At 40.0% G+C, this 22,986-nt stretch carries 23 protein-coding genes; 6 read left to right on the top strand and 17 right to left on the bottom strand.

The features are described 5' to 3' along the window. Positions 1-92: 92 nt before the first annotated feature. From M3197_RS06430 to M3197_RS06420, 3 genes are all read left to right on the top strand, one after another. Positions 93-248: a DUF1540 domain-containing protein gene (locus M3197_RS06430; RefSeq protein ID WP_251659754.1), complete on the top strand. Its 156-nt coding sequence runs from the start codon at positions 93-95 to the stop codon at positions 246-248. 93 nt (positions 249-341) lie between these two features. Then, positions 342-776, top strand: coding sequence for a hypothetical protein (locus tag M3197_RS06425; RefSeq protein WP_251659752.1), 435 nt, complete (start codon positions 342-344; stop codon positions 774-776). Further along, the gene (locus M3197_RS06420; protein ID WP_285851129.1) at positions 776-1,054 is read left to right on the top strand and encodes a DUF2653 family protein; all 279 of its coding nucleotides are present in this window, start codon (positions 776-778) and stop codon (positions 1,052-1,054) included. The genes M3197_RS06425 and M3197_RS06420 overlap by 1 nt, the downstream gene beginning before the upstream one ends. A 43-nt stretch (positions 1,055-1,097) precedes the next feature. On the opposite strand, the gene M3197_RS06415 is transcribed toward M3197_RS06420, so the two are convergent. The 4 genes from M3197_RS06415 to M3197_RS06400 form a co-directional block, all read right to left on the bottom strand. After that, the gene (locus tag M3197_RS06415; RefSeq protein WP_251659748.1) at positions 1,098-1,700 is read right to left on the bottom strand and encodes a superoxide dismutase family protein; all 603 of its coding nucleotides are present in this window, start codon (positions 1,698-1,700) and stop codon (positions 1,098-1,100) included. A 130-nt stretch (positions 1,701-1,830) separates the two neighbouring features. Beyond that, a complete protein-coding gene (locus M3197_RS06410) occupies positions 1,831-2,334 on the bottom strand; it encodes an antibiotic biosynthesis monooxygenase family protein (protein ID WP_251659747.1) in 504 nt (167 codons plus the stop codon). Between the two features lie 92 nt (positions 2,335-2,426). Further along, on the bottom strand, positions 2,427-2,606 hold the full coding sequence (locus tag M3197_RS06405) for a hypothetical protein (RefSeq protein WP_251659745.1): 180 nt from the start codon (positions 2,604-2,606) through the stop codon (positions 2,427-2,429). Positions 2,607-2,822: 216 nt separating this feature from the next. Then, positions 2,823-3,125, bottom strand: a complete 303-nt coding sequence (locus M3197_RS06400; RefSeq protein ID WP_251659743.1) for a YunC family protein — start codon at positions 3,123-3,125, stop codon at positions 2,823-2,825. 102 nt (positions 3,126-3,227) lie between these two features. On the opposite strand from M3197_RS06400, the gene M3197_RS06395 reads away from it, so the two are divergent. Continuing rightward, positions 3,228-3,377 (top strand): hypothetical protein, encoded by a 150-nt coding sequence (locus tag M3197_RS06395; protein WP_251659741.1) that lies wholly within the window; start codon positions 3,228-3,230, stop codon positions 3,375-3,377. 42 nt (positions 3,378-3,419) lie between these two features. On the opposite strand, the gene M3197_RS06390 is transcribed toward M3197_RS06395, so the two are convergent. Beyond that, positions 3,420-4,277 carry a YitT family protein gene (locus M3197_RS06390; protein ID WP_251659739.1) on the bottom strand — a complete coding sequence of 286 codons (858 nt, stop codon included), beginning with the start codon at positions 4,275-4,277 and terminating at the stop codon, positions 3,420-3,422. Positions 4,278-4,617: 340 nt separating this feature from the next. Between M3197_RS06390 and M3197_RS06385 the strand changes: the two genes are divergently transcribed. Further along, complete coding sequence (locus M3197_RS06385) at positions 4,618-5,607, top strand: LCP family protein (RefSeq protein WP_251660127.1); 990 nt, start codon at positions 4,618-4,620, stop codon at positions 5,605-5,607. Between the two features lie 44 nt (positions 5,608-5,651). Here the strand turns inward: M3197_RS06385 and M3197_RS06380 are convergent, their stop codons facing one another. The 10 genes from M3197_RS06380 to M3197_RS06335 form a co-directional block, all read right to left on the bottom strand. After that, on the bottom strand, positions 5,652-6,137 hold the full coding sequence (locus M3197_RS06380) for a cupin domain-containing protein (RefSeq protein WP_251659736.1): 486 nt from the start codon (positions 6,135-6,137) through the stop codon (positions 5,652-5,654). Positions 6,138-6,153: 16 nt separating this feature from the next. Continuing rightward, positions 6,154-6,906, bottom strand: coding sequence for a hypothetical protein (locus tag M3197_RS06375; RefSeq protein WP_251659734.1), 753 nt, complete (start codon positions 6,904-6,906; stop codon positions 6,154-6,156). Between the two features lie 21 nt (positions 6,907-6,927). After that, entirely contained in the window at positions 6,928-10,743 is a 3,816-nt protein-coding gene (locus M3197_RS06370) for an AAA domain-containing protein (protein ID WP_251659732.1), read from the bottom strand. A 127-nt stretch (positions 10,744-10,870) separates the two neighbouring features. Then, on the bottom strand, positions 10,871-11,230 hold the full coding sequence (locus M3197_RS06365; RefSeq protein WP_251659729.1) for a hypothetical protein: 360 nt from the start codon (positions 11,228-11,230) through the stop codon (positions 10,871-10,873). 223 nt (positions 11,231-11,453) lie between these two features. Then, entirely contained in the window at positions 11,454-11,927 is a 474-nt protein-coding gene (locus tag M3197_RS06360) for an ASCH domain-containing protein (RefSeq protein ID WP_251659727.1), read from the bottom strand. 337 nt (positions 11,928-12,264) lie between these two features. Next, positions 12,265-12,807, bottom strand: coding sequence for a hypothetical protein (locus M3197_RS06355; RefSeq protein WP_251659725.1), 543 nt, complete (start codon positions 12,805-12,807; stop codon positions 12,265-12,267). 289 nt (positions 12,808-13,096) lie between these two features. Continuing rightward, positions 13,097-14,161 carry a serine hydrolase domain-containing protein gene (locus M3197_RS06350; RefSeq protein ID WP_251659723.1) on the bottom strand — a complete coding sequence of 355 codons (1,065 nt, stop codon included), beginning with the start codon at positions 14,159-14,161 and terminating at the stop codon, positions 13,097-13,099. Positions 14,162-14,300: 139 nt separating this feature from the next. Beyond that, the gene (locus M3197_RS06345; protein WP_251659720.1) at positions 14,301-14,999 is read right to left on the bottom strand and encodes a CPBP family intramembrane glutamic endopeptidase; all 699 of its coding nucleotides are present in this window, start codon (positions 14,997-14,999) and stop codon (positions 14,301-14,303) included. Between the two features lie 817 nt (positions 15,000-15,816). Next, positions 15,817-17,862 carry a CocE/NonD family hydrolase gene (locus tag M3197_RS06340; protein WP_251659711.1) on the bottom strand — a complete coding sequence of 682 codons (2,046 nt, stop codon included), beginning with the start codon at positions 17,860-17,862 and terminating at the stop codon, positions 15,817-15,819. A 15-nt stretch (positions 17,863-17,877) separates the two neighbouring features. Next, on the bottom strand, positions 17,878-19,392 hold the full coding sequence (locus M3197_RS06335) for a BCCT family transporter (protein ID WP_251659708.1): 1,515 nt from the start codon (positions 19,390-19,392) through the stop codon (positions 17,878-17,880). Between the two features lie 276 nt (positions 19,393-19,668). On the opposite strand from M3197_RS06335, the gene M3197_RS06330 reads away from it, so the two are divergent. Then, on the top strand, positions 19,669-20,295 hold the full coding sequence (locus M3197_RS06330) for a TetR family transcriptional regulator (protein WP_251659706.1): 627 nt from the start codon (positions 19,669-19,671) through the stop codon (positions 20,293-20,295). A 41-nt stretch (positions 20,296-20,336) separates the two neighbouring features. Here M3197_RS06330 and M3197_RS06325 read toward each other — a convergent pair whose 3' ends face one another. Both M3197_RS06325 and M3197_RS06320 read right to left on the bottom strand, forming a co-directional pair. Further along, positions 20,337-21,083 (bottom strand): DUF4309 domain-containing protein, encoded by a 747-nt coding sequence (locus M3197_RS06325; RefSeq protein ID WP_251659704.1) that lies wholly within the window; start codon positions 21,081-21,083, stop codon positions 20,337-20,339. An 85-nt stretch (positions 21,084-21,168) separates the two neighbouring features. Then, on the bottom strand, positions 21,169-22,980 hold the full coding sequence (locus tag M3197_RS06320; RefSeq protein ID WP_251659702.1) for an adenylate/guanylate cyclase domain-containing protein: 1,812 nt from the start codon (positions 22,978-22,980) through the stop codon (positions 21,169-21,171). Between the last annotated feature and the right edge of the window lie 6 nt (positions 22,981-22,986).

Raw genomic sequence — 22,986 nt, 5'->3', positions numbered from 1 at the left:
TCAAGTTTTTAGTTTGGCATTTAATTAATATTTATTTACTTTGTATAGTGCCGTATGGCTTGCACATCCTATAAAAAAGGAGGTGCATTGGAATGGGACAGCGGATTCGATGTGAAGTAAATAATTGCAAGTTTTGGTCTGAGGGAAACAAATGTGGAGCCGACGAAATTTACGTTGTCAGCAAGAAAGGCAACCATGCAAAGTCCAGCAGTGAAACAGACTGTAAAACGTTCGTTCCTCAATTGTAGAGTGTGAACCATTTTAACTTTGAATCATTCTATTGTACAATGATGAAGAGGATTGAAATCAATCCATTACTTCATCGGAGGTTTTACTAGGTCATGAAAAAAATTGCGGCAGCCTTTTTAGCACTCACGCTCATTCTTTCGCCGATTGGAACGATCGTATTTAACGATCATTCACCATCTGCAGAAGCGAAAGGCTACAAATCCGGCAAAAAAGGGTTTTCACCTAACCAAAACAATTTCAACAAACCAGCAGTCGATAAGAAAGACAATACGTCTTTCACTAAAAACACCGGTTCACAAGCGGCTAAGCCGAAATCGGGAGGGCTAATGAAAGGCCTTATGCTTGGTGGATTAGCAGGACTCCTATTCGGTGGTCTGTTTGCCAACATGGGTATTCTTGGCTCAATTTTAGGCTTACTCGTTAATGTCTTTGCGATCATCGCTATTATCGGCGTTATCCGAATGGCTTATCTCTATTTCAAGAAAAAGAAACAGGATAAAGATGACATGCACCGGTGGCAGAACTGATGATTGAAGAACAAGATATCATAAATGCGATTTGCCTACACCAGGCCAAAAGCAAGTCCGTTCAACCAGAGGAAGTAGAAGTTGAACTGTTCTATGATGATGACGAAGGTTTTTATGCAGAAGCTTTTGTAAATGGCATGACCGTCAACTTGAATACATTCGACATGACCCAAGCACTTAGGTTATGGATTGAAGAGCAACTTCACCAAGACCCTTACGCTGCGGGCATTAAATTCCTACTAGATGATGAGCGGGGAATTATCGCCTCTCTCATGTAACTTTTAAATGGACAACCTGATTTCAAGGTTGTCCATTTTTTCATCACTTAATAACGCCGCATGCAATTCGTTCTCCTGAGTCTCCTGATGGTTGAGTTTTACCGTCATCTTCCCTTGCATGGATCACGAGTGCTGTACCAGAATCTTTAAACAACGAATTAGGTTCACTAGTTTCCAATGTCACATTTTTAGCAGTGAATTCATCATCTACAATCCCATCTTCCCCTACTTCTAAATTTGGAAGATCTCCAGCATGTGGTCCACCATCCATTTCTAGTCCGTGATTCGTCTCTTCAGGATTAAAGTGGCCCCCTGCAGATTCAAAGTCAGGTGCTTTACAAACACCTGTCTCATGAAAATGGAGTCCAAGTTTTCCTTCTGGAAGCCCTTCCGCCTTTACATGCACATTGACCCCCTCATCAGTCTCTTCCAATTCAGCAGTTCCGGTAGTTTGACCGTCCGCATCCTTTAAATCCACTAGAACTGTAAATGGTTCCGATCGCGTGTCATTTTCAGGTTCAGTAACTTCATTATTCTTTTCAACCTCTTGTCCTGATATCGCCTGTTCTGAATCGTTTTCAGTTCCACATGCTACCAGACCAAACATAAGTGCCAATGATGGCAAAATTGTGAGTTTCTTCTTCAATTTAACGCCTCCTCAGTTCCACCTATAGTGTTCTCTTTCACTTGTATCTCGTTTTCAAACATTAAAAGGTGGGAAACATAAAAAAGCCGATCACCCATTTTAAAATGGGAAACCGGTTCTGTATGCTCATTCAGTCTACTTTTAGGTACGTTGTCACAAACGATGGACGAGAGAAGATATTCGGTTTCTGATCAATGCCTTCTTCTGTCCCACGCTTTTGGTGTGCATCTGCGTATTCTTGAGAATTTTGCCACGCTTTAAATGATGCCTCATCTTTCCACTTTGTCAAAATGACGTACGTATCGCTCTCTAATGGACGGAGTACTCGGATTGCAGAAAAACCTTCAGTATCTTCAATTCGTCGAGCCCGCCCCATAAACCGTTGTTCAAAAATTTCTCTTCCTTCAGTAGTAACAGGAATGTTATTGAAAACTGCATAGTTTCCATTAACGATTTCACCTGAAGCATCGAGTACTGTATAAGAATCTGCTTCAGCAAACCCTGCAGAACCTTCATTTTCTTGAATAAGTACAGCTTCGTTTCCAAGTTCCATCAGAACAAGTTGCTGATCTGTTAAACTTTCCTTAATTGCCTTTAACTCTGTTACATCTCCGTAAGTTACATGAATATTCATATACTGTCCCCTATCTGATTGAATGAAAAGTTGCATAAAAAAAGAGCAAAAGCCGGCAGAAATCACCTGCCGGCTACATTCAGATCATTTGTTCAATGCCATGCTCGCCTTCTGCGTGCTTGGACTGCGATGATGGCCGATGAGCCTGATAAGATCGTAATCACCAAAAGCCCCGCGATTAGACCATCCGTGAAAACGGTGGAGTAATTACGTGATGCAAGAGCTGCTAGTGCAACGCCGCAGACAATTGCAGCGAAAATGATTTTTTTCATAGCACTCACCTTTCCCATGCGCAAAAATCTTTCGCAGTTGACCGCATGGCGATTATGTAGTCAATGAGATTGTTTCTCATTTTCATCATAAAACATCAGATTGGGAATCGCAACAATAATCCATGATTCAAAACAAACTTATTGAGGTTTTGTGTCGAAAACAAAACAAGAACCTCTAAAAATTACAGAGATTCTTGTTTTGTTTTCAGTTGTGAGTCAAATCATCTTCAATAATGCTTGTTCTCCTGTCATGCCTGCCGTTATACCCCATTCTTCCGCTTCAAGCGTCACAGATTCCAACGGCGCCGCAAGTAACTCATCAATGGTTTTCACACCAGTGGCACGCCCTGCTATTATGCGGCGATCTGATAACAATCGGTTCAGCAATCCAACGTCAAGCGCCCCACACATAATGTACCCGTTCTCGTTTGAAACTGTCAGCAACGTAGTTTTTGGAAGCGATACGGAGACAGCTGTAAAACTATGCCCTTCAATCTGTACTGAAGTAACGGTAACCAACCCATCCTCCCCTTTCACTCTATAAGTATGGTGCCCGACTTCAAGCGGTGACTAAAAGCAGTCATTACTTCACATACTTTTTTTAAAAAGGGAGGTTTCCAAATGGCGAAACGCAATATAGATGGTGAAAAGAAGTCTATCCATCCAAAATTGCCGGGACGTGAAGAATTTTCTGCTGATTATTCTACACACGGTGAAAAACGTGAGGCCCTAAAAGAACTTTATAGAAAGTCACAGCAAGAAAAGAAATAGTAAAAGACACCCTGCTGTTTTACATAGCAGGGTGCTCCAACATTATGTGATCGATTGACCTTCGCGACGGAAGAAACCAAAAATGCCTACAGTCTGAACAATATTTGCAAAAGCATTCGGATCGACTTCATTAATTATTTTTTCCAAATCGTACAGTTCATATCGTGTTATGACCAAATACATCATATTCTTTTCTTCTTTCGTATATCCACCTTTAGCAGGCATGATGGTAATACCTCGTACCATCTGATTATGGATAGCCTCCTGAAGCTCATCAGCTTTTCGGGTAACAATCATGGCCGTCACTTTCTCGTGACGTGTATGGATAGCATCAATGACCGCAGTCGAGACATAAAGGGCAACCATTGTATATAATGCGTTTTCTGGCTCGTATAAAAATCCTGCAGCGACAATAATAATTCCATTTAGCAACAAGAAATACGTACCAATCGGCTTGTCTTGTAGTCTTGACAACACCATTGCAACGATATCCATTCCACCTGTAGAAGCCCCAAGTTTCAGAGAAATTCCGACGCCAACCCCTCCGATAACTCCACCAAATACAGCATTGAGGATAATATCATCTGATAAGGACATTACTGGAAGTATCTCCATAAAAATTGTTGTGAAAATTACAGAAACGATACTGTAAATGGTAAAACCTTTCCCCACCTTAAACCATCCCAGTATGAAAACCGGAACGTTTAATACTAAGAGGAGCACCCCTGTAGTGACAGTTATTCCTGCAAAGTCCGAGAGAACACTAGAAAGTAACTGGGCAATTCCTGCAAAACCGCTTGCATAAACATTTGCGTTAATGAGAAACAAATTTAACGATACCGCTAATAATAAGGCGCCTAAAATAACGGTGACAATTCGTTTAGCTTCAATAAAAAACATCATACATCTCCTTTCAATTACATTCAAAATTTTTTATGTGAATTAGAGAAACAAAAAAAGTCCTGTCAGACGGAGAAGACAAGGACCATCCGTCACACCTTTCCTATAAAGGTGAGTCAATCATCTATTCAAAAGCTATTATAACTAGCATACCCTCTCTATGCAATTACAATCCGTGCTTACAACAAGTAGTTAACTATTGCAAAAAATTGAGTTCCATCGTATGCTTCATTAGTTAGAGACTAATAAATGATTTGAGAAAACATTTCTTGTAGAAATGCGTCCTACTTATCAAGCAACAAACCGCATACTTGCGGAACCAACAACAGGTGGTGGCACTATGAACCGTTCTGAACGCAGAACTCGTAAAAAAAGAAAAAAACTCTGGGTAATCCTACTCCTACTATTCCTCCTTATCGGTGGTGTATCTTATTTTTTGTTTGATCAGTTTAAAGCTGGACAATCCCTCGCAGGCGAAAAACCTGATAAAGAAGAAGATATATTTAACGCTCCCGAACCACAATATGGAGAAATCAATATCTTGCTTTTAGGGTCAGATGCACGTCCAAATGATGATGAAGGACGTTCTGATTCACTGATGATCGGACACTACAATCAGGACACAAAAGAACTGAAAACAGTCTCCGTCATGCGCGATATTTACGTCGATATCCCCGGTCATGGCAAACATAAGATGAATGCTGCCTACTCATTAGGTGGCCCAGAACTTGTTCGTCAAACGATTAAAGAGAATTTTGGAATAGATATCCATTATTACGCAGAAGTCAATTTCGACGGTTTCCCTAAAATGGTCGATGTTATTGCACCCGATGGAATTGAAGTCGATATTCCCTATAAAATGTCTCATGGTATTAACATGACGCTAGAACCTGGTGTTCAACGCCTTAATGGAGATGAATTACTTGGTTATGTTCGATTCCGTCATGACAGTAAAAGTGATTTCGGACGTGTGGATCGGCAGCAAGAAGCCCTTGCTAAGTTAAAAACCGAAGCTGCAAGTCTACACAGTATCCTAAGTCTTCCTAAGTTACTTGGTATGGCCGACAGTTATGTGCACACGAACTTAGATAAGAAAACTATGATTTCAATCGGCAAAGGGTTGTTAAGCAACAAAGAATCCGGCATAGAATCCATGCGTTTGCCAATTGATGGATCATTCGACGAAAAGCAACGAATCCCAGGAGTCGGTCAGGTATTGATGATTGACTTCGAAGAGAACACTCAAGCTCTAAAAGATTTTCTGTCTTCAGATTCCGATAATTCTACTTCGATTCAAAAAAATAATGATGTAGGTACAGAGAGTGAATAAGTATGTAAGAAAAGACGTTCAGCCACATTCGGCTGAACGTCTTTTTATGGTGTCATCTTTTTTATAATCGCTGTATGTTGAGGGAACTGTTCTACCAACTCTTCTTCTGAGAACAGTTTGAAATCCTCAAAATCAAAACCAGGCGATACCATGCATCCTACTAGCGCATAGTCTCCACTTTCAATCATAGATGACCCAAATATTGTTCCCGCGGGAACGAGTATTTGCGGTAGTTCTCCTTTATCTATGTCCAATCCTAGTTTCACCGATGAATACTCTCCATCTGTTGAGATCATATGGACGCTTAAAGCATTCCCATCGTGATAATACCAAAGTTCGTCAGACTGGAGCTGATGAAAATGAGAGATTTCTCCATCCGCTAGCATAAAGTAAATACTTGTATAAAGTGGTCTGGTTCCTGTAGAAGTTTCTATTGTACTTTCAGCTGCATAAGAGCCCGCAAAGCTACCACCTTCCGGATGGGTTTCTAATTTCAACTTTTTTGTCCAATACGTTGCACTATGTTTCATATAATATTTCCTCCTCTTATGTTAAGTAACGTTCACGCCAACTAGAGCGCTCATTTGTATTCACAAGTTGTTCCAACGTTTCATCCCACTGCTCGGCATACGTATTCCAAATTCTCGCATATAGGACATCCTGATTTGTATTGTGGATGTGAAACTCAATACAAGGAATTTGAATCTGTTCGATTTTCTCAACTTTCAGGACTTGTTCCACGACTTGCTGACGTTCTATCGTATTGTCCTGTTCTACTAATGAAGCAAGCTCCGACTGCAAGGTGTCAGTAGAAATGTCAGTTGTGGACCATCTACTAGGATCATTCTCATATCGGAAGGGACACAAACTTGCTTGAAGAGGTTGAGGTTTCTCAACATCCAGAAATTCGTTGTGAAGTGGACTCACTAGAAGTACCGACTCTTCTGTTTCTGTTTCATGAAGCAGCATTCCTGTCGTTAACTGAGAAACCCCTAGTTCTGTAATTGACCAGACATCATTGCTCACTACAAGTCCTGCGCCTTTCATAATCGAAAGAAGATCTTCAACAAATAATAGTTCAACACCTAACAAATGAGCAAGTTCATCTGCCCTTTCTATCTTAAGTTGTTGCACAGACATCAACATCATTTTCATCAAAACATCCATTTTGGTTTTAGTTACGGTAGTGTAAGAAACAAGCACTTTGTGTGCTGTGAATGCCCAGGATTGGTCCGCTAGAACTTTGCAATCCAACGATTGTTGCAATTCTGTTTGCAGTCGTTTTTTCAATTCTTCCACTTTGATCCCCACCTCCTGTCGTTATCTAACGGATTCGGTAAGGGATCGGATGCCACCTTGCCTACTAATTTCGTCGTATAGATTTTGGTACATATCACGAGTCATTTTTGATTTAGGTTTGTTGATGAACATCTCAGAACTCCCAACTATCATCAGCAGTTCTTTTGCTCGAGAGAGTGCGACATTGAGACGTCTGTAGTCCTTCGCAAACCCGATGTCACCGCTCACCTCTCCATGATTCCGAACAAAACTAACAATGATGATGTCCATTTCCATCCCTTGGAATTTGTCCACAGAACCTGTTCGGAACGTCAAATGCTCTGTCTGTAGCTCTTCTTGAATAAGCTGATTGATGCGTTTAACTTGCTCCCCGTAAAAACTGATTACGCCAACTTGTTTCATCGTATTCACTGGGAGTTTGCCTTCTTCAATCGCTTTTGCAGTAGCCTGATTCAAGTCTTTTATCATGTCACGAATGGTTGACAGTTCACTTTCATTGTAACGACTTGTCCCACCTTTTGGCTTCGCTTCATAGAAATCAGGAGAATTAGGTTGATCCATCCATAGTAAATGATCTTCGGGTCCAATGAGTTCTGTTTTCAGATGATGTGCTCGTGCTGCATCAGAATTAGGAAGCCCACAAAGGAGCTCATAGCCGTTTTCATTGTAGAATGGAGTGATAGAGTTCATGATGCGTTGGTGCATTCTGTATTGAATCCCTAACATCGTCTTATTTTGCTTTGGCAACGTTCTGAACAACCGCTCAAATAGAGATTCTTTAAGAAGACGCTCCATATCTTTTTTCTGTTCATCATCAGGCATTTCTTCTAAAAACTCTTCCATCGTTTCTTGTCCAACTAATGGGGGGAGCTGATGATGGTCACCTACGAGCACGATCTTTTTCCCTTTTAGCATTGGAAGTAACAATTCAGGTGGGGTTGCTTTTGAAACTTCGTCGATAATAACTAAATCGAATACCGGATATTCTTCTACAAATTCTTTTCGAGCGGAAGCGACACACGTAGTGCCAATAACATTTGCGTGTTTGACATATAATTTCCGGATTTCGTCCAAATCATAAGGGCTTGCATCTGTTAGCATCTGATGCCATGTTTTTTGAATAGATTGGATGGCCGGAACGTTTGCTAATTGCTTGGTAACCAACTCAAATTGGTGTTCCAATTCTTTTTCAGCTTGCGCATTCTCCGCTAAAAGTGGAGCCGGGTCATTTACTAACGATTGTTTTAGTATCTCTTCCTGCTTCTGCCTCTCCACAATAATACCGACAAATCCATTCAGTTGCTCATTTTGTTCACTTTCTAGGTTTGAGTATGATTGGATGGCAGCTTGAATTGTTTCTCTCTGTTCGTGGGCTGTTTCAAGATCTTGCACAGCTACTTTTAGGGACTTCTCTGCTTCCAAAGCGCCTAGTATTGTTTTGGATATAGCTTCATGTGAGGCTACAACTTCACTAAGAACCGTAGCTATTGCTTCAGGCGACGACGATTCAACACTCAAGTGCTGGACTTCTGACAGCTGCTCATTTAACTGATTAAAACGACCTTGCAGCTGTTTATGTTTTGCGGATAATGTTGAAAGGTTTTCATTGAAGACTTCTGCTACGTTCTTTTTAATGTCGTCAAATAACGACGTCGTAGATTGTGCTTCCAAAAGGAAAGCGGAAATGAAATTTTTACGATCATGCAGTAACCCCACTGCTTTTGTTAGGTTTTCTAGACAATCATAGGATTCTACTGAAAAGGAGGTTGTGCTTAAAATCTTTTTCACATTCGGCTGAACTAAATAGCGTCCAACCCGACTAACTGTTTCTTGGATTGACTGCAGAGAATGGCGATTTCTGAATCCTTTTGGAATGCGTATTCGATTATGAAATTGATGATCTTCCAGGATTTTTGTTACGGTAGTAATTGCTTTATCCACTCGAGCAACCGTATCCGACCAAGCTGTAAAACTCTCTTCCCCTCCTACTTCTTGTACCCGATCAATTTGACGAATGAGCTCCGTCATTTGGTGATCTAGTTGTGGAGGAGGAACAAACTCAACTTCGTCCAAAAGATCTTTCAAATCGTTCAACTTTCCTACTGTCGTCATGTTAGTGAGAACTTTTTGATAGGATTCAATCCGTATCATTGTATGGTCAAGTGACGTCTGCAGCTCATTTACTTGAGCAACCATTTCAGTTAACGATTGACTCGTTTTAAGTAAGTCGATTCGCTCTTTCAGTTGTTTTTGCTCACTTTCAAGTTCACTCAAAGTAGGCTTTTCTGCAGATACTCCAGTCGCTAACTTCTCTAATCGACTAATTTCAGTCATTATTTCTTCTAAATTGCCCTCAGATAATTTCTTCGCAGTTTCATTTTTTTCGATTGCAAGTTGTAGTTCCTGTTTTTTGTGTTTCACTTCTTTTATTTCCTGTTGGATTGTACGCAGTTTTTCTTCGTCATCATTCCATTGCTGCTGTTGCTCTAGTAACTCAACTCTACGCTCAATCAGAGTTTTGCTTTTATAGTTTAATGTCTCTTCCTCTAAACGCAGTGTGGATTCAAGCTGACTATGTTGTTCAAGCTGAGATTCCATCGCTTCTAACGTTTGAGTCCGCCAATGCTCCGCTACATTTTCTTCAATGAATTTGCGACCTTCTTCTTCAATACTTTCCGTCCTACCGTACCTCAAAATTCGGATGTCTTGGTTGTTGAGTAGCCTTCCTAATGCATTATCTACAGCAAGATTTGCTTGAGAGGCGACGAGTGTACGCAAACCTGCTTTTACAGCCTGATTACAAATTTCCGAAATGACTGTAGTCTTTCCTGTTCCAGGTGGTCCTTGAATGACGTACAAATCACTCGCATTCATCGCTCCGTTAACTGCTTCCTGTTGGAACTCATTCAGAGAAGTTTCAAACTCAAGGGGCTCCCTGCGGTTCGTTATTTTTACAACAGGACGTTCTTCAAATAAGATTTTCTCCAGGTTTGCATTCGCGGCTAGTCCGTCTTGCAAATCCTTGAATCCTCTTCTTAGCCTTCTTACTTGGCTTAGTTCTGCAAAGTTACTGAAAACGATTGTTTCGAAATCTTTTCCTTGAAAACCGGTTTTACGTGCATTTTGGATGGTGCTGTTCTTCAGTTCTACGTCAATGCGAGATGTTTTTCTATCGGCATTAACGACATTCCCCAAGTCATACCCCACACCTGCAAATTTTGCAGAAAAACCAGTAATACTTTTCCAGGCTTTACCTGGCAGACCATCGATTCGGATAGAGGCTTGACGAAAATCTTCACTCAATGTGACTGATTTTACACGAGCGTGAAGATCTTCAACATCCGCATTCTTTTCCATGATCCGTAAGTAGCCTTCCCAACCACCAATTCGTTTTTTCACATATTCCGAACGCTCTTCAGCAATCGGAAGCTCTCGTAAGAGTGTTGCAAAATCGATGGGCAACGTAATCCCAGAGCTCTTTCCTAATTTAAATTTCATCGTTGCCCGCAGTCTTCGATTCGTGGCTACAGGCTCCCGTTTACCGCGTACATGAAAGCCAGTCGCAAGGAACCCATCATTTTTCACGATGCATTCAAGCACTGGAACACGGCCATCCAATAATTCTTTCAGTTTTACATTCTCCTCAGGGTCAAAGAAAAAGGAAAACGCTTGGCTCCCTTGTTGATTTTCAGGTCTTTTTTCGATATGTACATAGAATGATTTTTGCATAGCAAAAAAAGAATGTTCGTCTTTGGCGATTTTTTCAATCCCATTACGAGCACTCGTTGTCATGGTCAATTCACATTTTACCGTCTCTTCAAAGGTATGTCGGTTCATGGCCTTCACTTCTTTCGTTCCGTAAAAAAAGGTCAGCCATTCGTAAATGGCTGAACCTGTTCTTATTAATCATCTAATTATCCATTATAAACGAAAACGGCTGATGCTGCGAGTGAGAAAAGACATGTTAGGAAGGTTCATTTTCATCTTGGATGGAGTCTCGTGTCATTCCAAAGTGGGACTTCATTTTTTCCATTTCTTTCAACGTGATGACTTTTCGGGTAAATGACTCCATTGTATCAAGGTGAATATTGAGCTGTTCCAATTCACCACTTTCGTAAAAAGGGTCTTCCCAATAAATTGCATTCTTATTTGATGAAGCAAGTATGCGTATCATTTGCATGTTAACTCCACCAGCAGTGTCTTCATCCGAAACAATCGCCTCTTCAGGTGTGTAGTCGGATTGGTTCACATACAACGTCTTTTGATTTCCTTGCATTTGAGAGGCTTGTTTCACAAATTCTTCTATGGAAGCTGGATGATTCATAACGCCACCTCCTTCAGGTACTAGTGTGTGTATTCCCTTTCAGGTAGGGGTTGTAAACAAGATGTTTTTAAAGTGTAACCTGAACTTTTCAACGAGTCCAAGTGCAAATTTAGTGATGGAAGAGACTTCTAATTTACTTATAAAATAATTGTCATTTTAACGCCTTTATTACAACACTCTTAGAACGATAAAGTTGTATACGCGTGGTATGTAAAATAAATTCTCATAACAAATCTTTGTGAACAGCTACGACTTTAAACGTTTGACAAATCAGCAATAAATTTGGAGTAAAAGTAAGTCCATACTGACTTAACTCCCAAGTGAAAAATTTCTCATGCGCACGGTACCAATAATCATAGCTTAAATCGCCTTCACCTTCAGACCTCGCAAAATCTTTCGTTACCTCATTCATTTTCACAAAATCAATCTTGGTATATTGGATAATGGCTAACGGATTACTGTCTCCATCTAAAACAATTTCATATTGACCTTCTTGTGGAATTTCTTCGCCTTCCAGTTCGTAAATACAATGCGCCGAACACGTTCCTGTTTTTAAGCCAGTAACCACCAAACTCCCTAATTCATCTCCCATTTCTTTGGAACCATCTCCAAACATCCATGCTTCCGGAGTGCTCATGCTTAACCTATTTTCACTAGCATACCTATTCCAAAATTCTTCTACCTTACGATCTGACATTATTCACTAACCCCCTTAGTAGTTACATGCGTTGCATTTAGCATGCAGCCTAATGTTTGTTCATATTTTCCAAGTGCCCGCTAACTTAGCATGTTTTTTTATTTGTCTTCTTCCAAAAGATAATTGTAGTAATTTTAATTTAACTTGTTTCTCAAATTTTTATCAGTACCCAATTTTGAGTTAAAATTGTCGAAATGCTACTTTTATTGGTTCTGTGTCATCAAAGACCCTCTTTTACAAGGGGGGGGCAAATCACCCATCCACTCGATGTACCTGATACTATTATACTATCAATCTATTTGATAAAAAGTGACCCCTGCTAATAGGGTAAACCCAATTATGAATTTCTTCTCCCACTGTTAAGAACTGTTTGTATCCACTCAATAATGGCGGCCTCTCTTTCATATGTTTCTATCTCTGTAGTTAACAAAAGCCATTGAAGTTCTCTTGGAAGCTTATGATTTTGAATTCTTAGACTCGTATTGTGAAGTGATTCTTCATCAATAAAGAACAATTCCTTATCTCCTGAGAGCTTTTGGTAAACTCTTAGTGAATATTCCTTTTCATTGATGGTAAGGTCATAATGTCCACGAGCATATGGACGACATCTACTATGATTACCTTTTAATTTTGAAAGGGAATATTCAAATGCTAGAAGATGTGTCTCACTAATAAGAAATTCCTCTAGATAATATTTATTGTCTTCATGCTTATTCCAATTTACATCGTAAACATCATACATCAAATGTATTGTTAAATCTTTTACATTTCTTCTTTTCGTTTTATCTTCCCTTTTAATTGCGAAAGGCATTAAGCGTTCCTTGACTAGAAAGTCAATATTACTATGATCCAGATCACATCCGTAACTAAGCAGAAACACACTTCTCAAATAATTAGCACCTCAATTCCGTAAGCTATCGTGATGTATTGATTGATCCCATATACTCTACAGTACTATATTTCTTGAGTTTCTTCTGTTAATTACTCAGTAATAAACTAAACATCAACTCAAGAAAACAAACGAAGTGATGCCAACTTACAGGTACATATTTTATTCCTTTTATCGACTTGCGAAAGTGCTGCAGTTTCACACAACTTATTCCTTGCAAAGTAACCCATTTTCTTGACAGCAACGATCTTATAAATTCGACATTTTCTAGGATAAAGGGTTACTTTGTAACTTTTTCTAGACAGCTCAAAACCGTATTACCGAAAGATCTAACATCATCTAAATAATTATATCCTTCAGGTGAACCAAAACTATTAAACATACGGACAGCTACTATACGTTCTTGAGGGATAACTAATAAGGTTACTCCTGTATACCCAAGAATTTGATAGGAACCTTTTGGTACATCTTCACCAATTTCCGTATTCAAAGCTGGTAGATCCTTTACAAACCATAAAAAACCATTTTGAGGTAAATTCTCATCTAAATGTGAGGGACTTTGTAATTCTGTAGCTAAAGAAATTATTCTCTTTGGGACTATTTGGTCCCCCTCAATGTTACCTTCATTTAAATGCAGATATCCCCAACATGCTAACTCCCGCGCAGAAACATACATATTCATTGCATCACCTTTAGTACTAGTACTGATTTGCCAATACTTATCCTGGTCATATGTAAGAATAACATCTGCAATTTTTTCATGTGTTTTTGAATACCAATCAGTTTCAGTGAAGCGTAATGGTTTAAATACTTGTTTGTGTAAAATATCTGATACTGTCATTCCAGTCGTTTGTTCCACAATATCCGTTAACATTTGAATTCCTATTTTTTTATAGGACCAGTTTTCCCCTTGAGGATACTCTCGATAAGTTATACCTTCTTTCTCATCTAATCCATGGGTATGCGTTAACAAATGTCTAATAGATGTATCTTTCCATACTTCAGGGTCAAGTTCAGGTTTGTATCTTAATACAAGATCATCAATATCATTTATATAGCCGTAATTAACGGCGTAAGCTACTGCAAATCCAATATAGCTCTTCCTTACAGATGCCACGTGAAATTGGGTATCTTCCTGGATAGGTCTAGCCCCTTTTGTAATAGATTGATTTCCAAGATATTCTTCCAAGACCACATGATCATTATGGATTATAATAGTTGCCGCTCCACTGCAAACCACCTGTTTATATGTATTAGTTACATGGTCTAGAACTGCTGTAAAGTTTTGATTCAGATTTTTATTTATCCTCAATTTTTTAATCAAACCTTTCTGCTTGGGCGTCAAGAAACAACTTAACATTATATCAAATTTTCCTTTTTTAAGATTTCGGAAACACACTGCCGTCTTCCTTTGCCGAAACCTGGCAATATTGCGATATATGCGCAATCGGATACGCTAGCGAATTAAGTTTAAACTGATCGAATTATCCTGTTGCCGTTAATAAAACTGCTATTGTATTGAAAACCCCATGAATTATGATTGGTGGTATGACAGAACCTGTCTTTTCATACACCCAAGCGAACACAACACCGTTGATGAAATTCACTGGCATTGCGTTTAAAGTTGGAAAGTGGGCTAATGTGAATAGTAACGAGCTAATCCCTATTCCCCATTTCATTCCAAGTCTCACTCTTAACCAACGGTAGATAAATCCTCGATAAAATATCTCTTCGTAAACCGGAGATACTATGCCAGCAGAAATAATACCAATGAGTATAGTAAATAAATTAATATTTTGCTGTAGGCTTTCCGTTTTGCTGTTATCAACACTATTACCAACTAAGGTAGTCAGCAATATCATAGCTACGCTTGTAACAATGGTTATTACTAACCATATCGGGATTTTCCACCAGTACTTTGTAGAAAAACTTCGTACTCCTACCTCTTTCCATGAAAGTTTTTTTGGACGTAATGCAATAAAATATATTCCTGACATAAGTACGATCGCAATTGTTAGTCCGGTTAATGTTCCAGAGTATAGTGTGTTACTAAACAAAGAAAGATAAAGTGATTGGACGCCATATTTAACAACCACAATCACAAAAACAAATTCGAGTAATAGTAGTAATATAAATTCCTTACAAGTCCAACTGTCCTTCAGTTTCCATGCCGAAACATCCATAGGCTAAATCTCCTCCGATAATTAGTTTTCTTGCTTCACAAACTGGCAATTTTGAAAAATACGCTTTTTATATACTATAAAAATGTTTTGTTTCTGGTAGAGTAAGTTGGTCAACTTAAAAGGGATCAGCGTGTGATACGAAACACTCATAGGGGAGGTGCTTTTTGGGACCGAGTAAACTCAAAACACTTCTCTTGGGACACATAGCAATTAGATTGAGAAGCAACAGGTGTTCTATTCTTATGAATAACTTAACTCACTTAATTTTCTTTGATTATAACAGAGTCTTCCTATTTAATTCCGCTATTTCTGATTATTCAATATTGAAATCTTGATCACTTGTAGAATTTAAGTAAATAAAAATCACGCGTCACGGTACTTTTTATCACCCAAATCATGTTATTTGAAGTTTCTTCCTTTGTTAATGAAAAGTACGTTTGAATTGGTTGCGAGATATAGGAGTGGGTTTGACTTTTGCTATAGCCGCGGGTTTTTATGAGCAATCATGGTAATTTATGAGCACTTTTCTAGAGTTATGATCACTTTTTTGGAGTTATGATCACGTTTCAGGATTTATGAGCAGATTTTAAGATTTATGAGCAGATTTTAAGATTTATGAGCATATCTTGTTATTTATGAGTATTATCCATGATTTATGAGCACATATGGAGCTCTAAGAGCATTATTGTCTAATTCCCCATCGGTTTATTCGCTATAACAACCCATCCACAAAAAAAAAAGAAACTGCAGAGGGAAACAGTTTTCACTGAATCCCTCTACAGCTTCATTAGTATTCTACTTTTACACGAACGTTACATCAAGTGAAATCGCGTTCGATCTTTTCTTCCCACTTCTTGTGGAACACTTCCTTATCGTTTTCCCATGCTTTTAATTCATTCATGAGGTAGTAATGGGTTTCATCTGCAGTCATCGTACTCTTTGTTTCCAAGTAGGTCTGCCACTCGTCTTTACCGACACTTAACGTCCAATCGCATGCTACGCGCGCACTGAGTGGATCATTTTCTCTTATGGTATAGAGATTTCGATTGGTGCTTCCGTATTCGAGTCCATTGCTGTGCAGTCTACGCTTGCCTTCATCTGAAAAGTCATCTAACGTCCAGACGCCGGTTGCAGCATCTTGCTTCACTTCTCGTGTACGACCTGCTTCACGCAAAATGTCCTTCTCAAGTACTTCCGCTGTTTCTGCTTGAGCAAAAGGTTTTAACGTCTTGTCCAGATCTGTAGGATTTCTAAGTGGCAAGACTAGTGCCGTTTCTTCTCCCGTTTCAACTGTGAAGGTAACCGCTTCAGGGAATGGCCAAATGTGTGGCCAATAGTTTGGTGAAACCGCGAGTTGCCAATGGTGACCCTTTTGCAAGGTATGTCCGATGACATTCATCTTTACTGTTATGTCGTAAGGTTTTCCTGGTTCCAAATAACTTGGGGTCTCATCGCTATCGCGGTGTGTAAGATTCAAAACACCCCAAGTGATCCGAGTGGAAGAACCGTCGGGCGCAACATCGTTGAGCCGGACCACTAGATGTGCAGCTTTTTTATCTGAAGTAATTCTGCAACGGAATTCAGGTTCGCCTAGAATGGATTCATCTTTTTCAACAGGTGCTGCATCGAACACTACTGCCATGCCGTTTTCAATTCGCTGATCCCCCGGTAGATCCCCTGGCTGGCCAAATGGACAAAAAACTCCTGCATACAATCCGTGTTGTTGAACGGACGATACGATTACATCTTTCCCTTCAGCTGTGTCACTCAAGTTCTTTCCATTTAAGAACAACAGCTTTTCTTGTATTTGTGCTGGTGGCCATTGTTCTTCTGCTACCCAGTGACCTGGACGATATAAGTACTCGGTTTGAGGGGGAACGCTATCTTGCATATACACGCGAACCATTGGCTCATCCATAATGCCTGTCCGTTCGTCTTTTAGCCATTCATCCCACCAACGGACCGCTTCTTGTAAGAATCCAATTTGTGGACCTGGTACCGCCATTTCAGGATACTCATGTGCCCATGGACCAATCAGACCTTTTTTAGGTCCTTTTAAACCTGTTAATAGTCTTGGAATCGCATTCGTATAACCATCTGCCCAGCCACCAACTGCAAAGACTGGAATCGTTACATCCTCATAGTTTTCAATAACAGAACCGTGTTTCCAATACGCATCGTAGCGCTGGTGGCGAACCCATTCTTCTGCATATGGAGGAGTCAGTTCCATGCGCTCCAACCAATTTTCTCTCCACGACTCGCCCCTGACTTCTGGAAACTGTGGTCGGGCATTGTAAGCAAACATCGTACTAGCCCACCAAAGCATATCTGACGCAAGCATTGCGCCCCCTTTGTAGTGAACGTCATCTGCATAGCGATCATCTGTAGAACACAACGTGATGATCGCTTTTAATGATGGATGTTGACGCGCTGCGATTTGAAGTCCGTTGAAGCCGCCCCACGATTTACCAATCATCCCGACGCTACCTGTGGACCATGGCTGTTTTGCAATCCAGTCCAATACTTCTAGTGCATCATCTTGTTCTTGCTTCAAGTATTCATCATACAAAATGCCGTCTGAATCACCAGTCCCTCGGATATCTACCCGGATACTTGCATATCCGTGCCCTGCAAAGTAGGGATGTCGAAGTGAATCACGCAGTGCGGTAAATTCGTTTTTACGATAGGGCAAGTACTCGAGAACTGCTGGTACCGGTTTTATTTCTGCATCTACCGGCAACCAAATGTGGGCTGCCAATTGTGTTCCGTCAGAAAGCGGGATCATAACGTTCGGTATTTCTTTCGTTTTTTTTGGGAATGTCGTGCGGATTGTACGATTTGTTTCTCTTACGTTAAATACCATGAGAAATGCCTCCAATTATTTGTTTAGAGTTTCATTTGGAAAATCTTCACGCAACCACCTTACAAGTGAAACGAGAAGCAGTAAATAGATGATGAATATCGGTACTGCTACAACAACGGCAGAAGTCTGTATGACGCGAAGTCCTCCAACTAAGAGCAACGATATTGAAAGAACCGCAAGTATTGCGCCCCAAACCATACGATGCCAACGAGCAGGATCTTCACCCGGCTGTAATTCTTTTGTTGCAACTGCAGCTAAAATATAGGTCGCGGAATCCATGGATGTTGATAAGAAAACAACACCAACGATCACAAAGAATGGCAATACAAGGATGTCCAACGGTAGAGAACGGAGGATTTCAACAACAGCTGCGGGCCCCCCCTGTTCAGAGAGTGTTTTCGCAACATCGGTGATTCCTTGTAATTGCAAATTCATAGAGTATCCACCGAAGACCATAAAATAGATCCAACCTCCAATTGAACCCCACAATAACATGTGGGTAATCAGTTCACGCAACGTTCGCCCTTTGGAAATTCGGGCGACGAATAATCCCATAAACATTGCAGTTGCAGAAAACCAAGCCCAATAGAACACTGTCCAACCTTGTGGGAATCCACCTTTGGCTATCGGATCCGTGTGGAAACTCAAAAACGTGAAGTTTTGAAGCATCATTCCAAAACTGTTCGAAAAATACGTGAGTATAAACGAAGTAGGTCCTGCGATGAAAACAAAGAGAGCAAGGGCGACCGCTAAGTAAATATTAATATCACTTAGTCTTCGAATCCCTTTTTGCAAGCCTAAAAAGGCACTGGCAGAGTAGATAATTGTAATGAGTATGACAATAACTGTATCCATCCCAAGAGAGGGTTCAATGGATAGTATCGATCCGACAACTGCAGAGACCATCGGAACACCAAGTCCTAAAGAAGTTCCGAGTCCACCGACTAAACTCCAAATAACAAGTACGTCAATAAGCTTTGCAACCCATCCATCTGCGTATTTACCCAATGCACCGCTAAGAGCTGTACTGATTTTAAGAGATGGACGCTTTTTCACGAAATAGGAATATGCAATCACTACGGTAGGAAATGCATAAAGAGACCATGCCGAAATACCCCAATGGAACAAGCCATATGTAAGCGACCATTCTGCTGCCTCATTTGTTCCTGGTTCTATTCCAAATGGAGGACCCGAAAAGTAGGAAATCGGTTCAATCATGGACCAATACATGATGCTGGTCCCCATTCCAGCTGTAAATAACATGGCACCCCAACTGAAACTAGAGAACTCCGGTTTCCCATCTCCTAATTTAATGCGACCAAACTTACTAAATGCCAACCATATCAAAAATACAAATAGACCAAACGTTAAAAATTGGAATGCCCAGTCCATCTTAAATGTAATGAACGTCATGACCTCATCTAGTACTGGTTCCGCGCTTTGTCTAAAGATTACAAGCAGCACAGTCGCGAATAAAATGACTACTATTGACGTCCAAAATACGAAAGGATCTAATCTCGTTTTCTGCATCTTCCAACCCCCTTTTTTGTTTCACAAACGCAAATTTGATAACGCTTTCAAATAACACAATTAACAGAAATTCAACGAGCTTTGTGTAATCGAAATGAATTGCGAAATCTCAATACTTGATTTATAATCATGATTATATTGTGAACGTGTTTATACTATCAGAATAAATTCGCTAGTACAAGTATATTGAGCTAGACTGTTAGTATTGTACAATTACTGATAAACGAGAAAAGCGAGGCGCTTTATTTGGATAAAAAAATGCTTCAAAAGAGTAGAATGTGGAAGTACTTTGTCGAGGCCGCTACTGAAATCATTGAAGAAGAAGGGGCGAGAGCTGTTACAATCCGTAAGGTTGCAGACCGTGCTGGCTATAATAGCGCTACCATATACAATTACTTTGACGAGTTTTCCCACTTGTTGTTTTTCGCCTCGATGCGATTGATGCAGGATTATACAGTTGAAGTGACGAGACGCATGAATGAGGAATCTTGTGCGCTAGATCAGTATGTAACTGCATGGGAATGTTTTTGTGAATACTCGTTTAAACAACCAGATATCTTCCACTCTGTTTTCATCCGAGATCTCGGGGATAACCCCGATCATTTGTTAGAGAAGTATTATGAATTTTATCCAGCGGACTTAGTGGACGTTCCCGAAGAAATCAGAATGAGCTTACTTGAACAGAATGTTGTAAAGAGAGGCAATCCTATCTTGAAAAGAGCTGTGGAACAAGGTAGCTTAGATGCCGAAAAAATCGAATCACTTAACGAAGTCACGATTTTAATTTGGCAAGGGATGCTCATGAATTTCCTTAATAATAGGATTGAAGCAACTCCTGGTGAAGCGGCAAGTCGAACCATGTTCTATGTAAAGGAGATTATCAATCGGTTGAAGTCCGAATAAAACATATAAAAACCATGCGGATTGAGCACCGCATGGCTTTTTCAGGAGACTAGCAACAAGTTGACATGGTCAGCATTGTCTTTCTCAGTCATGACGAACTGGATCTCGTAGCTCCCTAATTCATATATATAACTGGTTTGATTGGAATCTTCCAGCATCCTTTTTTCATCTGGGTTACCCAATTGCTCTACTAAATCTTTTGAACTGATACCACCTAAATTCGTTTGCCTTTCAACGTTCGTTCCAAGGTAACGTGCTTCAACTAATAGACCTTTTTCGTTATATCTGAGATCATAGGAAGCTTGCCCCATTGACCCGGTATATCGATCGAATGTGTCTTTGCGTTCAGGCTTTCCAATAGTATTATAGACGTCAGTTTGAGTGGTTTTCCCCACATAGAAGTTATCATTTAGATGATATACTTTCCCTTTCTTTCCATCTAAAACTAAGTCATTCAATGTATCGATTGCCATTTTCTTTTGCTCTTTATCAATTGACTCATCGGCAGTGCTCTCATGGCTAGAATGATCTTTGTTCTCATCTGCTTCTGATGATGTCGTTTCTTCGCTGTTTTGTGAATCTTGTGTTTCATCTGCCTCGGACTGTTCGTTATTGGAGGTCTGCTCTTCTTCATCATTTTGACCAGCAGCGTTTCCACCTGTTTCGTTTTGAACAGAATCGCCCATTTCCTGTTGGGTTGAATCGGTTGTTTCGTCCGTTGGAGATGCAGAACAGGCTGCTAGACCACCAGACAGTAACATAGTGAGTAGCAAAAGATTTTGTTTCATAATCATTCTCCCTTCTATATATGAATGTTTACCTTTCTTATTTTCCCTGTTCACTTTCAAATACACGTAAAAACGAAAAAAAGAGCTATAATAGCTCTTTTCTATCTATGTCACCAAGTATAGGATTCAATCTGACCAATTGAATAGGTGATGTCATTCCATGGAGATGTGTTGTAAATTCCGTTACCATCCTTAAATCTCCCTTGATTTCCAGCTCATCGAAGAGTTGCTTTTCCAACACAATGTCTCCTCCCTTACTCTGTTGTTGAACACGCGCTGCCATGTTAACAGTTCTACCAAAGTAATCTAACACACCATTTGCATTAACCGCGATCACGGGACCCTCGTGCAAACCAATCTTTATAATGACAGGATTATTCAACATTTTGTTGAGGGATGACACAGAGGATTGTATATCAAGCGATGCTTCCAACGCTTGAATGTTAGAAGAGAATGCCGCCATAATCGAATCGCCTATAGTTTTTACAATTGTTCCATCATAAGAACGAATTAGATTCCCAAGTGAGATGAAATGTTTTTGGACATCACTATATGCGCTTGCATCCCCAACCCGTTCATACAACTGAGTAGAATCCTTCAAGTCTGTAAATAAAATAGTAAGTTTACCTACTCCAATTTGCATGCCCGGTGCAAGAACTTCTGCTGGTAACAAATCACGGAACAATTGTAGGGAGGTGACCTCACGTGCTGTAATCGCATATTCATCCCATTTCGTCTCTTCAAATGCCACAATATATTCTTCATCACTCGTGTTTACAATTGAAATATCTGGGCTTTGCATGAGAAATTGTTCGACAATACCATTCGGCTGAATATGTAATTCGGAAGATTCAATGTTTGCTTGATAGGTAAATGGCACTTTAAAATTATGCTTCACCACCCGAACTTGCATGTCTTTAGCAATACTAGTCCACGGTACATGCTTCTTCGATTGAGGTGGAATCCGAAACTGCCCAATAGTATGTGGTGAATTGGTTGGTCCGTTAATGCAAAACGTTTCTTTGTTAGTTTTTCGGATTGCACCGTTCACTTGAAACGTCATTTCTACATAGTTTTCAAAATCAAGTTCGAAATCTACACCGCATAGATCACAATGCACCGTTTTTTTCACATCTTTTAAGACGGAGGCATGATCTTTAGCGACTCGACAGTTAGGGCACATCAAACTCCATTCATAGTCCAATACTCCGGCATCACTCGCAAGCAAGAATAGACGAACTGCTTGTTGTTTGGTAAATCCTTGCTCGAATGCCCATCGATATGGCTGAATAGATGTCACAGCTTCATCTGATTCTGTTCGAATGGTCCTAATTAGTGCTCTAACAAGAGTAGGATCCAGTGATAATTCGTTCAAGTGACGCTCTGCATTCTGTAAAACGCGTTCATCTAGTTGAATGGTCTTCTGTTCTCTTGCTGTTGGCATTTGCTTTTTAGTCTGTGCAGCATCTTCGACATAAGTAAATGTTTGAAGAAGCTGAGGAATAATTCCTTTTTTCAATGCAACTTTCCCTAAAAGAGAGCGATACTCAAATGATCCTGAAAGTGTCAACTTCGTTTCTTGCTCGTCCACTCTCGTAACAGCCACTTTCCAAATCACACGCTCTACTGGTCCCTTCGTATAATTGCGCTCAACTGTATAATAAGATTCACGAACCCATTCAAAAACGTTTTCATCCCACTCAACCTCTATTAATCCATAAGCTTTTCCCTTTGCTTTTCGTATGAGCTGTTGGGTCCTATTCGTAAACGGTGTAAACTCAACTGGCAACAAACCAATGTATCGATTTAATCGATTAGTATCGGAAACTAGCCCCCATAGTATTTCAAGTGGCAAAGTAACTAGACGAGTTTCTTCTATATAAATAGTTTTTGACACTGGCGC

Source organism: Sporosarcina aquimarina, assembly GCF_023715615.1.
Taxonomy (GTDB): domain Bacteria; phylum Bacillota; class Bacilli; order Bacillales_A; family Planococcaceae; genus Sporosarcina; species Sporosarcina aquimarina_A.
Note: the sequence above shows the minus strand (reverse complement) of the source record. Positions and strands in the feature narration are given on the sequence as shown.

Bases quoted from the DNA above. Each gene is read 5' to 3' on its own strand.
- M3197_RS06430 (WP_251659754.1), top strand. From the start codon at position 93: ATGGGACAGCGGATTCGATGTGAAGTAAATAATTGCAAGTTTTGGTCT.
- M3197_RS06425 (WP_251659752.1), top strand. From the start codon at position 342: ATGAAAAAAATTGCGGCAGCCTTTTTAGCACTCACGCTCATTCTTTCG.
- M3197_RS06420 (WP_285851129.1), top strand. From the start codon at position 776: ATGATTGAAGAACAAGATATCATAAATGCGATTTGCCTACACCAGGCC.
- M3197_RS06410 (WP_251659747.1), bottom strand. From the start codon at position 2,334: ATGAATATTCATGTAACTTACGGAGATGTAACAGAGTTAAAGGCAATT.
- M3197_RS06405 (WP_251659745.1), bottom strand. From the start codon at position 2,606: ATGAAAAAAATCATTTTCGCTGCAATTGTCTGCGGCGTTGCACTAGCA.
- M3197_RS06395 (WP_251659741.1), top strand. From the start codon at position 3,228: ATGGCGAAACGCAATATAGATGGTGAAAAGAAGTCTATCCATCCAAAA.
- M3197_RS06390 (WP_251659739.1), bottom strand. From the start codon at position 4,277: ATGTTTTTTATTGAAGCTAAACGAATTGTCACCGTTATTTTAGGCGCC.
- M3197_RS06385 (WP_251660127.1), top strand. From the start codon at position 4,618: ATGAACCGTTCTGAACGCAGAACTCGTAAAAAAAGAAAAAAACTCTGG.
- M3197_RS06380 (WP_251659736.1), bottom strand. From the start codon at position 6,137: ATGAAACATAGTGCAACGTATTGGACAAAAAAGTTGAAATTAGAAACC.
- M3197_RS06370 (WP_251659732.1), bottom strand. From the start codon at position 10,743: ATGAACCGACATACCTTTGAAGAGACGGTAAAATGTGAATTGACCATG.
- M3197_RS06365 (WP_251659729.1), bottom strand. From the start codon at position 11,230: ATGAATCATCCAGCTTCCATAGAAGAATTTGTGAAACAAGCCTCTCAA.
- M3197_RS06360 (WP_251659727.1), bottom strand. From the start codon at position 11,927: ATGTCAGATCGTAAGGTAGAAGAATTTTGGAATAGGTATGCTAGTGAA.
- M3197_RS06345 (WP_251659720.1), bottom strand. From the start codon at position 14,999: ATGGATGTTTCGGCATGGAAACTGAAGGACAGTTGGACTTGTAAGGAA.
- M3197_RS06340 (WP_251659711.1), bottom strand. From the start codon at position 17,862: ATGGTATTTAACGTAAGAGAAACAAATCGTACAATCCGCACGACATTC.
- M3197_RS06335 (WP_251659708.1), bottom strand. From the start codon at position 19,392: ATGCAGAAAACGAGATTAGATCCTTTCGTATTTTGGACGTCAATAGTA.
- M3197_RS06330 (WP_251659706.1), top strand. From the start codon at position 19,669: ATGTGGAAGTACTTTGTCGAGGCCGCTACTGAAATCATTGAAGAAGAA.
- M3197_RS06325 (WP_251659704.1), bottom strand. From the start codon at position 21,083: ATGAAACAAAATCTTTTGCTACTCACTATGTTACTGTCTGGTGGTCTA.